Raw genomic sequence first — 12,423 nt, 5'->3', positions numbered from 1 at the left:
CTGAGGATCGCATACATGCTGTCGTCCTCATCAAGCAGCTATGTGTCAATGTCCGCGAGTGGCAGCCCGGCATGCGCAAGCGCTGCACCGGTCTCTGACCTGAGTTGTGCCGAGCTGCGCGAAGAGTTCTGTGCCGAGCTCACTTCCTTAGGTTGGCGCTGGGGATGCTGGTATGTTCTTGTGACAAGTACTGACCTTGTCCGCCGCAAAAGTTGCGTCATTTGCCAGCCACTCTTTCGAGAGTCTGGATACGCTCGCGTCAATTTGGCACCTCGGATAGCAACCCGGCGGGTCAGCAACGAAAAGATCAGCATCGACTTGGCTCAATCTTCGGGCGCACGTCGGTTTGCTCCAGCTATCTGCCCGGTGCGAGCTGGGACCTGGCCAAGCATTTCGGGCCCGGCGCTTTCCTTCGCGCGTGAGCGTTCACCTGAAACAAGCGGACCCCAACATCTGTGTAAGCAAAATGGAAATAGAAATGGATGACCAATCGCACGGCAAAATGCCAATCTCTTCAAGGGGACGGGAAAGCCGCGGTCCCGACCTATTCAGCTTCGTCGAATGCGCCATACAGACACAATCAATCAAAGCCCTGTTCGATCTTCTAGTGAATTGCTCGAGCAATGAAGGCTTCGATAAAGTCGCGTACGGAGCACTCACCCGCTCGAATGAGCGTCGTCTGCCGGAGTATCTGCCGCCCCCGCCAACTATAAACTTCCCGTCAGATTGGTGCCAACGCTATGCTGAGCAAGAGTATCGAGCGATCGACCCCGTGGTCCGGCGGACAGCAATGCTACCAAGGCCCTTTCTCTGGGATGAGCTAACCAGTCTATATGAACTGCAGCCCCGTGAGCTGCGCGTCTTGCACGAGGCCAGAGAAGCAGGTCTTAAGCATGGCATAAGCGTGCCATTGTTTGGATCGCAAGGCCGATTGGCTTTCGTTTCGTTTGCATCTCCCTTCGATGATGCCGATCCACGGGCGCGCATCGATCATCTCACGACATTGGCGTCGGCGTTTCACAACGCTGTCGCGCAGATTACACCGCCGCTTGATGAAGGTTCCAAGACAGACATTCCGCTAACAGAGCGAGAAACAGAGTGCCTATACTGGGTCGCAGAGGGGAAGTCAGCTTGGGTAATCGGGAAAGTTGTTGAGGTCAGCCCGAATACCGTCAATTTTCACATGAAGAACGTCATCAGGAAGCTAGGGGCGGCGAACCGGACAAATGCTGTAGCTATAGCAACCCGACGCCGCCTCATTTAATTCCGTGCGCGTATAAAAAAGCGATCAAACGCCCCGTTCCCGGGCGGGCTCTTCTGTTCTCATGCATTTGCCGCGGAGCGGGACATCCGATCTCAACTGGGTTCAACGATGCACCGCAACGGAAAACGGCTCAAATCAGATAACTGGGTGGGCAAGCGCATCAGGCGCGCGTATGCGATGTCCCTCAGCAGTGCCTGGTGTGGACCTTGGGGCGTCGTCGTTGCATGCAAGTCTCGTCGCCAGAAGCAGTCCGCCTCTCAGAGGTTGGATTTCCTCGTACGGACGATGTACGCCTCCGGCGCTAAATATCAAGCACGCGATCCTGGCAAGATTGATGTGAAATTCGCTGCGTTTCAGATCGAGGATGTTTATTTGATGAATCGCGATGTAATAGGTTCTTGTTGCTAACAGACTGCTCAACGCGATGGACGGGTTGAAGGAAGACGCTGAGATCACCTTCATTCTCCTCACCAATCGTCCTGAGGCTCTCGAGGCCGCGCTGGTCGGCCGTCCGGCCCTATCAAGCAGGATCGCGGTGCCGCTGTCCGACGCGACCGGCCGCGGCAAGCTGGTCCGCACCTATGGCAGGGGCTTGCCGCTGGACGAAACCATGGTGGCTAAAGCTGTGACTTCACGCCGGGGGCAGCGCCGCCTTTATCGAGGAGTTGATGCTTCGCGTTGTGCAATCGAGGCTTGCCAGCTGCTGCAATTGTGGCGCGATTTCCCTTAACGTGGAACGACCTGCTCGTGCAGCGAGATCAATCGCCTAGCGATAGGCGTTGTGGTAAGGGATCTCCAGCTATCGACCTTGCGCATGTTGATCTGGCCGAGGAGAGCAGGCTAGGACAACATTGCAGCGGCGGTCGCTGATGGAAATGGTGTTGATCTTGATCCGCCGCTTGAAGCTCGTGCGGGCGCTCAATGGTGTTGGTAATGCCCAGTGCCAAACTTCCGCTGCAGTGTTCTACAGCGTGGTATATGGTCGTACATCGGCACAGAGGCAGCAGAAGCACTAATTGCGGGTCTGGCGATGCAGGCAATGAGCCGAGAGTTCGAGTCGGGAGCTGGCCGCCTCTGCGACTCGCTGCGTTGTACCAAGAGTGCGAACTCGCGCTTGTCGTCTCGCCGCAGCTGAGATGCCAATGAGATGAGTGATTGGCATCGGCATCCACACAAGCTTCGGGGAGGTATTGTTTTGAGGTGGCGGCAGGCTCCGCCGGCAGCACAGATATGACCGCGGAGTGCGCTAAAGCGCTCGCAAGCCCCTGCTTGCCAGCATGGGGTGGTGCTTGGGGTGACAGGTAACAGCATGGCGGTCTCGCGCGTGCGGACGTCTTTCGCGGTGCGTGTCATTGTCGGCAGTCCGCTGCAAGCGAAGCGACTCGCGCAGGCTCTCGACAAAACCGACAAGATTGTCCGATCATGCCGCCATTTTGGGAAGAAAGTAACCTTCCCAGATTCGGATGCGTGGGCGGCCCAGAAGCGTCATCGCGAATACGTTAGAATGTCGGCAGGATGAGTCGAAGAGCAGGCACAATAGTGCCAGCTGTTCGACCTTGTGCCGATTTGCGTCAGAAACCCGGACAAGCAACATAGGCAGACGCTGGCGGTTAACAAGCGGCTGGCTTTATGCAGCCGCGACGACAACCTCGCAATCTCTTTTGGCGCAACGCCCATCTTGCGGCCGGATCAACCCGCTACTCAACCATTTTGACAACCTTGGTGCCAATTCATTTGGGCAACGTCCTTCCACGATCGACTTCAAAGTTCGGGCCAATTGCAAGCGCGCAGCAAAGCTCGACATTGATCGATTGTCTGAGCGGCGGTCAGGCACTGACCCGTCCTGCGGGATGGTGTAGGATCGCGGCTACTCGCAGAAGTCACCGAAACTGCCGTGGATCGGCGAAGTCCTTCATGGGATTCTCGCCACGGTGAAGCTGGCCTGTTGGCTCATGTCCTCGGGTCACAGTGCCACATCCTAATCTCCAGTTCTCAGTCTCGCACAATGGGACTTGACGAGGAATTCCGACAAGTTAGTCGCCGTCCAGTTGTCCGCTGCTTCATCAGAATTCTCACCTTGGATCTGCATTTTGCGCGACATCAAAGCGCATGGATCAGCTTCCGACTAATGAGCAAAACGCGCACCAACTTCAGTAGCGGTTCTTGCTTCATGGCGCTTACGCAGAGACTAGAGTTCCGGCAATCGCAGTCGTTGGTCATGTCGCCGCAGCTGATGCAGGCGATCAAGCTGCTGCAATTGTCCAATCTCGACCTTATGGCCTTCGTGGAGGAGGAGCTCGAGCGCAATCCGCTGCTCGAGCGAGAAAGTGACGCTGCAGCTGCCGACGAAGCGCCGACCGAGGTCCATCAGGTCAGCGGCGAACAGCTGGCCGACGGCCAAGCGTGCAACGCCCAGGACGCGGCGCCGACCACCTATACCGAATGGGGCGGCGGCGCCTCGGGTGACGAAGACTACAATCTCGAAGCTTTTGTCGCGGCCGAGACAACGTTGTCGGACCATCTCGCCGAGCAGCTCTCGGTTGCCTTCCCCGCGCCCGCGCAGCGCATGATCGGCCAGTACCTGATCGACCTCGTCGACGAGGCCGGCTATCTGCCGCCCGATCTCGGCCAGGCCGCCGAACGTCTTGGCGCGTCGCAGCAGGAGGTCGAGGACGTCCTTGCCGTCCTGCAGAAATTCGACCCGCCCGGCGTCTGCGCGCGTAACTTGAGCGAATGCCTGGCGATCCAGCTCCGCGAGCTCGACCGCTACGATCCGGCGATGCAGGCCCTGGTCGAGCATCTCGACCTGCTCGCCAAGCGCGACATCGCCGCCCTGCGCAAGCTCTGCGGTGTCGACGACGAGGACATCGCCGACATGATCGGCGAGATCCGCCGCCTCAATCCCAAGCCCGGCATGAAGTTCGGCTCGGCCCGGCTCCAGACCATGGTGCCCGACGTCTATGTCCGTCCGGGTCCGGACGGCGGCTGGCATGTCGAGCTCAACAGCGACACCTTGCCGCGTGTGCTGGTCAACCAGACCTATTATTCCGAGCTGTCGAAGAAGATCGGCAAGGACGGCGACAAGTCCTACTTCACCGATGCGCTGCAGAACGCCACCTGGCTGGTGCGCGCGCTCGACCAGCGCGCCCGCACCATCCTGAAAGTTGCAACCGAGATCGTGCGCCAGCAGGACGGCTTCTTCACCCACGGCGTCGCGCATTTGCGGCCGCTGAACCTGAAGGCCGTCGCCGACGCCATCCAGATGCATGAATCCACGGTGTCGCGCGTCACCGCCAACAAGTACATGGCGACAAATCGCGGCACATTCGAATTGAAATATTTCTTCACGGCCTCGATCGCCTCGGCCGACGGCGGCGAGGCGCATTCGGCCGAAGCCGTGCGCCACCACATCAAACAGCTGATCGATTCGGAAGAACCCTCCGCGATCCTGTCGGATGATACCATCGTAGAACGCTTGCGCGCCTTAGGCATTGATATTGCCCGCCGCACGGTCGCGAAGTACCGCGAAGCCATGCGCATTCCCTCCTCGGTGCAACGCCGCCGCGACACCGAGTGGTCAACGATCAACAGTCGAGCATCGGGCGAAACTGGCCTCCATGAAGAAACTCCCAGCCCTCGATCTGGAATCCTCCGACGCCTTGTATTTACCTGAAAGCGGGCCTTTGGAGCGAGATTTGGTGATTGGTGATTGAACGAATCCGCTGGTGCGAAATTTGAGCATGTTCATGCGTTCTAGATTCACCTGGTGGTGAGGAGGATCTCTTGGCCGGCCCTCAACCAGATCGTCTGTGCGTTGCGCGTTTTCTACGGCATGACGGTCGGCCACAGCGAGTCGAGGCACAACTGTAAGCCGCGGCCAGCATCACCAGGGGGAGGTCCGGCGGGATCGCCAGCTTTGCGCCAAAGGCGTCTGCTCAGGACCGGCGGGCTCATGGGGGCTTCAACACAATCGAGGAGGCCTCGGCAGGCGCGATACCATGACCCTCGGCTGAGCATGGACGGATCTGACGAATGGCACGTCTTCTGACGAGGCGCGTCCGAACTCGGCGGAAGGTCCAACGTAGCGACGCGGACACACACACACAGGCCGGCCTCTAACGCGATAATCGCTCATAAGGTCTTGAGATATTCGACAAGCGCTCGCCGATCGGCGTCGGTCAATTCTGGTCCGATGACGCCAGGCGGCAGTTTCCTCAAGTCGGTTTCCTTGCCCTCGAACGAATGCCCGCGATTGCTGTTCCCAAGCAGCGACACATCGAAGTTCGTCAGGCCGGCCGCACAGCTGTCGGTCACCTGTGCTTTCGCGACAAGCCCAACATTGACTGGATCGAACGCACGGCTGCCGACGCAACGACGTCGGCCGTTGAGCCTGCGGCACCAATATGTGTCTCGGGGTCGGAACGGACCCGTTGTGCAGATAAGGAGCTGTTGCCCCCGCAAGCTCGGACACGGCGATTAGGTTGGCGAGGTCGGCCGCCGACTTCGGCGGAGGAAAGAGAACGGACATATCATTGGGCGCAAGCGGCCTCGACGCCGCTTGCGCCGGAGCCGTTCCTACCTCCAAAGCTGCGGCGAACATCACGACCGCCGCTAACAAGCTCGCAAGCCGTCGCGGAAACAGAGATCCGTTGATTTGACTTCTCGCGATCATTGAAAATCCCCCTCAAGAAGCTGGTGGCGGACCTGTCGCTCGAAGGAGATGCTGCAGGACGTGATCCGCCGAAAGCTATGAAGCGTGGCCGGAAGCGCAAGCTGGTCTACAAAATGTGCCGTGAGTGGCAGGCGTCGATCCGTCGGGCCTGTGACGCTATCGGGTTCGACTGGTCAACGTACCATTACAGGTCGCGTCGCTCCGGCCAGGCTGCTCTTGAAGATCGGATCGAGGAGATCTGCCATGTTCGCGTTCGCTACGGCTTCGCTCATATCAGGGGCATGTCGTCGCCAAAATCTTCTGCCACTCAATACCAGTCATTATTGAGTCGTTCTTTGATTCGTACTCACATGCCTTCACCGCACGAGCATGGGCGCTTTCAGTCCGTGATTTCCACGCGTCGCCAAGCCAGATTGGTTCATATGTGCCGGGCACGAACACGTATGTGTTGACCTTGCTGACGAGAAACTTCAAAAAGTCGCTCACCTTGCCTTAGAGGTCGTCTCGGCAGTGCACCGCCCCCCACGATGCCGTTGGCGTCCTTCACGGACGAATGATGCGGTCGGTCCGGCCATTCAGGCACAACAAGCTTATTTCCGAGGAGGCAAGGAAGAGGGCGATGGGCGTAGCGCGCATCCCACGGTCGCCGGACGGCTTGCGTCACTACAGCTTCGGCACGGGCTGCCCAAGAAACGATGGGCGACAACTGGCGAGACAAAAATACTGACGACTACTTCCCCGGCCACATCAAGGGTACGCACTTCAACGACGGCTCGTGGGAAAAGCTGAGAAAGGAGCTCGATAAGCAATCAGGCGTGACTGGATGGCAAGTGCGGGATCTTCGGCGCACGTTCCGATCTACACTCCCCCGCCCGGGGATCTCGCGTGAGATCGCCGAGATCATGCTCAACCACGTAACGGGTGGAGGAAAAACCGATCTCGATGAAATATACGACAGGTATGACTATCTACCCGAGAAGCGGGCAGCACTGCAGAAGCTCGAAGCTCACCTGAAAAGGTGGTGGCTAGCCGTCTCTGCTGGCCCATGTTCGCCGGCGGCATGTCGCTCGGCGTCTGGACCGAGGGCCTGCTCATGATCAGAGCAACAATGCGTTCCTTGCGCTCGCGCGCAGCCAAGTCAAGCGTGTCAGCGAAGTAGATGTCCTGCTATGAGATAATTGCGGTCGGAATTTACGATGATGAGCCAAGTAAATGAAGGGAGTAAATTACGCACGAGTTGGACCGATCAGCTCGTCTGTTAGTGGTAAGACTTCGTCAGAATGTATGTTTCTTATCTCTATGTTTCGGCGAATGAACGAGAACTCAGGGTCGTAGGCAAGGAAGGCCGGCAAGGGAAGCGATTTCGGAAAGCCTTCTTGGAAGGCGATGTCCATCAGCGCACTGAGGCTGCATCGAGCCAGCCAGCCAATCTCGGGAATCTGAAATTTCAAACCGCCGCAGTGATGTATGACGCCATCATCGTTTTCGATAACACCATCAGGAGTGCCGGCCAAAAATGATCGGCGCCGAGCCTTACGCCGTTACGCTCGGCCACGAGCCCAACGTAGTCACGCAGCACGTTTTCCTTGAAGAGCAGAGCACTTCATGCTGCTCGTGCGCTTCGCTCCGGATCCTATGACGAGATACAGGGCCGGCAGGCAACCTACTAACTGGTCAGAGTTGGCACCAGAGCTCTCTCCTTTCGAACAGCAAGGAGAAATCTCCCGAATCGGAGCGGGCGGCTACTACTCTCCGGGTTCACTGATTCAGCGCGTTCCCCTCCGCCGCCTTTCACGAAGATGTGGCATCCGCAGGAAGCGCTCGGCATCGGCGTCTCGCGGCTTACCGCGAATTCCCTTGCAGTAATAGCAATCCGGTTTCGGCTTGGCCGTGGTGAGTTTTGGTACGTGGCCGTAATAGTTGATCAGGCGCTGCGGCTCTCTCATGCCGGTGACAGCAATCATGAACTCGGTTGCGGCGAGCGCCGCGACGACGCCGTTGATGGGGGACACGGAAGGCCCTGTCTCGCGCAGCAGCTCCACCGGCACGCCGTAGATCGCGGCGCGGCCCGCCTTTTCGGCGTCCGTGCTAAGGTATAGTTCGACATCATGCGGATCGAGAGCATCTAGGCAGTGCAGGCAGCCGCCGCCCTGCCATGCGACGCAGATGCGTCCGCCGTAGACGCCTTCCTCCGGTACGTCCGAGGCGAGATCGATGTAGGACTTCGCGTAGGCGGCGCACAACTCGTTCAGAATCGCGCGCGGGCCGTCCTCATCGAAGCAGCCAAATATCCAATTGGCCTGCCTCACCGTAGCGAACACTTCTTCGCTGATCAGGCTTGCCCTTATCGGCGTGACGAGAATGGTGGGATCGATCTCGCGCACAAGACGCGCGGCCAGTTCGACTTTTGGACTGCCAGGCACCGGGTCATCATTTCTTGCGCCGACGAAGCGGTTGCGATTTGTCTCGTCCAGCTCCTCGTCGTCGACCAGCGTGATGCCGCCGACGCCGAGCAGGGCGAGGTGCTGGACGAGCGGGCTGCCGAGGCCGCCGACGCCAATAACCGCGACGTTCGTGGCTCGCAGCTTGCGCTGGCCTTCCTCGCCGAAGAGGCGGATGTTGCGGTCGAAGCGGGCAGGAAGATCGCTCATCCCCAGCCTCCCAGGGAAAAGTTGGTCGGCTTGAGCACGCGACTGCCCTCGACAATCCCGTCCAGCGGACGCGGGATCTTCGGGTTGTCGAGCCAGAGCAGGGCGTCGAATCCGGACTTCGCGACGACGATGGCGAGATAGGGGCGCTTCTTGAGGCGCCACCACATGTGCGGCACGGTCTCCTGCAGCCCAAGGCGATCGGCGTAAGAGAAGCCCGCGGGCCATGGGCCGGGATGCGAGTGCAATTCCACGAGCGACGTGTCGATATCGTGCGCGCGCTTGATCAACGCGGCGCGCGTTTCATCGGCTAGTTCCAGATAGTCGTCCTGCTGCACGATGAAGTCGCCAGGACTGAGCTTCTTCGTTTCCGCGACCTCGAAAGTGACCTGATGATCGCTGCGCACGGCGCGGGCAAACAGGAACGCCGCTTGCTCTTCTTCGGAGTGAGGCGGCAGCAGGTGCGCCATCAAATCATTGAGCGCGCCGTTCTCCAACTTTAAAAATGCCTTCATGCCCCCTCCTGCAATCGCACCATGAAACTCCGCACCCACGCGAGCAGGTTCGAGCCCTTGCCCACGTCCGCGGTTGCCGACCAGTTCTCCACCGACCACGAGAAATGCAGCCACTCGCCGGAGAAGGGCGGCGGCGAAGGTGGAGCGCCCGCATTGTTCGGAGCGGCACCTTTGAAATTCAGGCCGGCGGGCGTGAGAAATCCGTAGGGCGCATCGCCGGGGTAGTTGCCCTTCACCAGAAAACAGACCGGCAGCTCGCTCACCGCCGTGTCGCCGACGCGCCAGCCTTCGGGCAGCACGTAACGGGGAATTCTGAACCAGTCTTCCCCGTTCGATTCCGCGTGCTCGACGTCGCCGAAGTGGCGGCGCAGCAGGGCCAGCTCGTGGCTGATACGCGCGCGCATCAGCCACGCTTCCAGCGGTGCTTCTTGCCGAAACCCTGGCCCGGCTTGATCGCGATGACCTCGCCCGGCGCAAGCGTCCGTTCGACGTTGTGCTGGTCGACCTCGATCACGCCCTGCGAGATGTCCCAGCCGCCTAGCTCGGCAATCTGCTCGGTCGTGATCGTGTCCTCGCCCCAGGGAAACTCCTCCCCTTCGATGCTGAGAATGTACTTCGGTTCCTTAGCCTTCGTCTGATTCATCTCTCCGCTCTCCATGTTCGTTCCTTTCCCGGGCTGCTAGTGCCGATTCAGATATCTCGGTCAGCATGTATGCCAACGTTAGCTTATACAGCGAACACATGCCACAAAAAAATCAAAGGGTCAGCTGACCGCTCTCCGGGCGGGCAAAAAGATCATCGAGCCGGATACGGGCGACGACAGGATTTACTTCAAAGATTTCAGCCAGTTCGTGGACGGCGCGCTCCCGCTCGTCCTCCTTGAGCGTGGGCAGGCCCAGCCCGCCGCGTTCCTCGCAAAAGGTGGCCGCCGCCTTGATAGCGAGAGCGCGCGGCATCAATAGACCGCCGATCGCCCGATTCGCCTGGTACTCCCACCATCGCCCGTCGTAGCGCGACTCGTGCGCTGTGCCGTGAACGTCCCGGCAGAGGATCTCCGGTCGGTCGTTCTCGTCCTCGAACAATTTCGGCGGCTTCTCGCCGAGCGCGAAGAGATGCGTATGAAGCAGGCCGTGCCCCGCCTCGTGGGCGAGCGTCGTCCGGATGCGGCGCTCGGAGACGCTGCCGCCTTCCTCATCCAGCGCCGTCGTGATCACGATGCCCGTGACCCCCTTCGGCCCGAACGATGTATAGCCGAGCACGCCGTCGGGAAGCGCCTCGTATCGCGGTGAGACCTTGAAGTGCTTTTCGACGAACCGTTCGACCCTGACAGCTTCGGGCGTGTCGGGCATCAGCCCCGCGGCTTTCAAAGCGTCGCCGCAGATGCGGTCGATCTCCGCCGGCTTGTAGAAAGGGCGGGTCGCGAACGGCCCCCGATTCGTCCGGTACGTCCTCATTTCTTGCCCCCTTTGGGCGGAGGCTTGCTCTTATTGACGAGCTCAAGAAGCTGTTGCGGCGTCAGCTTCTGATCGACGAGCGTGCGGAACGCGAAGGCGTAGCCGGGGTCCTGCTCAGTCATGCGTTTGATTTCATCAAGTGGGGCGCGCTGGTCATGCCGCTTGATTTCCGCGACATCGACCTTCAGCAGCCGCGCCATCTCCTCCAGCATTGGCTCGGACGGAAAGCGCCGTCCGTGCTCCACGTCGGAGATGAAGGGAGGCGAGCAATCGAGCTTTTTTGCGAATTCACGGAGCGAGAGGTCGAGCTCTTCGCGGCGTTCGCGGATTTTTTGGCCAAGCGTTTTCACGATGTAAGCATACCCAGCGAACGCGTCGACCGTCAAGAATGGGCCGTAGGAAACGCGAAGCACGCCCCTCTGAGCTCCGTGGGCGAGTTCGCTAATGGCTACGCCGCCGTGCGAGGTTGGCGCTCATGGCCGGAAGGGTAAGCAGGGCGGCCACATCATCTATGCCGACCGCATCCGCAGGAAGCGTAAGGTCTAACCCTGCCGAGGATGAAAGATCACCCCCGCCGAAGCCGATCTTCGATGGTGATTCCCAAGAATGAAGACCCCCGAGTAGCCAAAAGACCTAGCTAGATCGGGAACTTGAGCGCAAAGCCAAACTACCAAACCTTGAGGACCCAAAATGTCGGCTTGATAAATCTTCAAAGAGAATATCAAAACCCTTCTCAAGTCGCCGTTGTTGTTCAGCTGGTTGAGCATCATCGAATTGATAGTGAACATGAGCGTCATTCTCGCAGTCCTTGGAAGTCACGGCATTCGCTTGCGTTTTGTCCGTCCCATCGGCCCTTAAGAAAAAAAGCCCCCACACAGCGAGCGCTGGACAAACCGTCCAAAGGCAAATCCGCACTGATCGGGAGGCCAACCCATGGGGTCCCGGCAGGGCCTTCCGATGGGCCCCGCAGCGGTACTCCTCCTGCTGGAGCATCAACCCGGTGCGTCTAGATGGGAGGCGGTAACTTCTTGCTCTATTCAGTACTCGCTGGAGAACATCAGGGTGAGCACGCGAGTCGTTCGCTTTGGGTCGCTCGCTCGGATCTTCTGAGCCGAACCGCATAGCCGAAGGCCCCTTTTTGGTGAGGCGGCCTATGCCTCGAGCCAGGCCGCGCCGAGTCTAAAACAACCTCTTTGCCGGCGAGATCGGCGAGTAAGCTGTCGATGAACTTGGCATCGGTGGCGTCGCCGAGCTGCTCGCGAGCATCATCCCCATTCCAGACCGACTTAGACAACACCACAGCCTTTGCGCGCATGCCTTCCAAAGTCGCTGCGCTGAGCGTCAGCATCTCTTCCCAGGCTTCGCGAACTGGTCGTAAAATTCCGAAGTTTGGGCGGCCAACCGCCTAACTTCCGAGGTGCTCGGCGAAATGGCCGGGCTTTCTGCTACCGCCCTGTCAACGACGACTGAAGAGGCTCCAATCACAGAGCATCATCGGAGCCGACGTCTCAATCGTCTCCCGCAAGGCGGTGGGAAGACCTATTCGAATGCTTGTGCTGGTCACCCTGGAGCGGGAGCGCACCTCCCTCACGAAATCGATCCTATCTGCCATTGCTACAAGATGCGTTAGGGCGGCGGCAGTCCTAGACATGAGATCTTGCCGGATCGGCTCGCATGACCAGGCGCTCACCCACAAGGATTTCGTGTCCAACTTCTGACACGGGACAAAGTCCGTCAGGTTCAAAACACCGGCTGCGTTTTGGGGCGCCTTGGAGTTTTCAAAGCGTAATCAGGCGCTTGATGCGTGCTGACCGAGATGGCACGCCTGTTGCTTTTGGGATGCAGAACCACGGAGTGAGGGCTGAGCGCA

At 59.3% G+C, this 12,423-nt stretch carries 11 protein-coding genes and 3 pseudogenes; 5 read left to right on the top strand and 9 right to left on the bottom strand.

All coding sequences use genetic code 11. The features are described from left to right. Window positions 1–478: 478 nt before the first annotated feature. The 3 genes from ACM42_RS02625 to rpoN all read left to right on the top strand — a co-directional run bounded on the left by ACM42_RS02625 (window position 479) and on the right by rpoN (window position 4,937). Window positions 479–1,264: a LuxR family transcriptional regulator gene (locus tag ACM42_RS02625; RefSeq protein ID WP_245471962.1), complete on the top strand. Its 786-nt coding sequence runs from the start codon at window positions 479–481 to the stop codon at window positions 1,262–1,264. A gap of 433 nt (window positions 1,265–1,697) precedes the next feature. Continuing rightward, window positions 1,698–1,994 (top strand): hypothetical protein, encoded by a 297-nt coding sequence (locus ACM42_RS02620; protein WP_245471963.1) that lies wholly within the window; start codon window positions 1,698–1,700, stop codon window positions 1,992–1,994. A gap of 1,440 nt (window positions 1,995–3,434) precedes the next feature. Then, window positions 3,435–4,937, top strand: coding sequence for an RNA polymerase factor sigma-54 (rpoN, locus tag ACM42_RS02615; RefSeq protein WP_128948669.1), 1,503 nt, complete (start codon window positions 3,435–3,437; stop codon window positions 4,935–4,937). A gap of 458 nt (window positions 4,938–5,395) precedes the next feature. Here rpoN and ACM42_RS02605 read toward each other — a convergent pair whose 3' ends face one another. Then, on the bottom strand, window positions 5,396–5,578 hold the full coding sequence (locus ACM42_RS02605) for a hypothetical protein (protein WP_245471964.1): 183 nt from the start codon (window positions 5,576–5,578) through the stop codon (window positions 5,396–5,398). 94 nt (window positions 5,579–5,672) lie between these two features. Beyond that, window positions 5,673–5,792, bottom strand: a pseudogene (locus ACM42_RS38460) (hypothetical protein); the annotation flags it as partial. Between the two features lie 155 nt (window positions 5,793–5,947). Between ACM42_RS38460 and ACM42_RS02600 the strand changes: the two are divergent. Beyond that, window positions 5,948–6,211, top strand: a pseudogene (locus tag ACM42_RS02600) (IS3 family transposase); the annotation flags it as partial. A gap of 951 nt (window positions 6,212–7,162) precedes the next feature. On the opposite strand, the gene ACM42_RS02595 reads toward ACM42_RS02600, so the two are convergent. The 7 genes from ACM42_RS02595 to ACM42_RS02565 all read right to left on the bottom strand — a co-directional run bounded on the left by ACM42_RS02595 (window position 7,163) and on the right by ACM42_RS02565 (window position 10,939). Next, complete coding sequence (locus tag ACM42_RS02595) at window positions 7,163–7,450, bottom strand: hypothetical protein (RefSeq protein WP_128948670.1); 288 nt, start codon at window positions 7,448–7,450, stop codon at window positions 7,163–7,165. 252 nt (window positions 7,451–7,702) lie between these two features. Next, window positions 7,703–8,587, bottom strand: coding sequence for a HesA/MoeB/ThiF family protein (locus tag ACM42_RS02590; RefSeq protein WP_164937420.1), 885 nt, complete (start codon window positions 8,585–8,587; stop codon window positions 7,703–7,705). Then, window positions 8,584–9,138 carry a Mov34/MPN/PAD-1 family protein gene (locus tag ACM42_RS02585; RefSeq protein WP_128948672.1) on the bottom strand — a complete coding sequence of 185 codons (555 nt, stop codon included), beginning with the start codon at window positions 9,136–9,138 and terminating at the stop codon, window positions 8,584–8,586. The genes ACM42_RS02590 and ACM42_RS02585 overlap by 4 nt, the downstream gene beginning before the upstream one ends. Further along, window positions 9,096–9,503, bottom strand: coding sequence for a hypothetical protein (locus ACM42_RS02580; protein WP_128948673.1), 408 nt, complete (start codon window positions 9,501–9,503; stop codon window positions 9,096–9,098). The genes ACM42_RS02585 and ACM42_RS02580 overlap by 43 nt, the downstream gene beginning before the upstream one ends. Next, entirely contained in the window at window positions 9,503–9,742 is a 240-nt protein-coding gene (locus ACM42_RS02575) for a hypothetical protein (protein ID WP_128948674.1), read from the bottom strand. Before ACM42_RS02575 ends, ACM42_RS02580 begins: the two co-directional genes overlap by 1 nt. Before the next feature lie 112 nt (window positions 9,743–9,854). Continuing rightward, on the bottom strand, window positions 9,855–10,553 hold the full coding sequence (locus ACM42_RS02570; RefSeq protein ID WP_245471965.1) for an ImmA/IrrE family metallo-endopeptidase: 699 nt from the start codon (window positions 10,551–10,553) through the stop codon (window positions 9,855–9,857). After that, the gene (locus tag ACM42_RS02565) at window positions 10,550–10,939 is read right to left on the bottom strand and encodes a helix-turn-helix domain-containing protein (protein ID WP_164937422.1); all 390 of its coding nucleotides are present in this window, start codon (window positions 10,937–10,939) and stop codon (window positions 10,550–10,552) included. The genes ACM42_RS02570 and ACM42_RS02565 overlap by 4 nt, the downstream gene beginning before the upstream one ends. 1,013 nt (window positions 10,940–11,952) lie before the next feature. On the opposite strand from ACM42_RS02565, the pseudogene ACM42_RS02560 reads away from it, so the two are divergent. Then, window positions 11,953–12,166: pseudogene (locus ACM42_RS02560) on the top strand (winged helix-turn-helix transcriptional regulator); the annotation flags it as partial. Window positions 12,167–12,423: the final 257 nt, after the last annotated feature.

Origin of the sequence: Bradyrhizobium sp. CCBAU 25338 (assembly GCF_028128965.1) — a bacterium.
GTDB classification, from domain to species: Bacteria; Pseudomonadota; Alphaproteobacteria; order Rhizobiales; family Xanthobacteraceae; genus Bradyrhizobium; species Bradyrhizobium liaoningense.
Note: the sequence above shows the minus strand (reverse complement) of the source record. Positions and strands in the feature narration are given on the sequence as shown.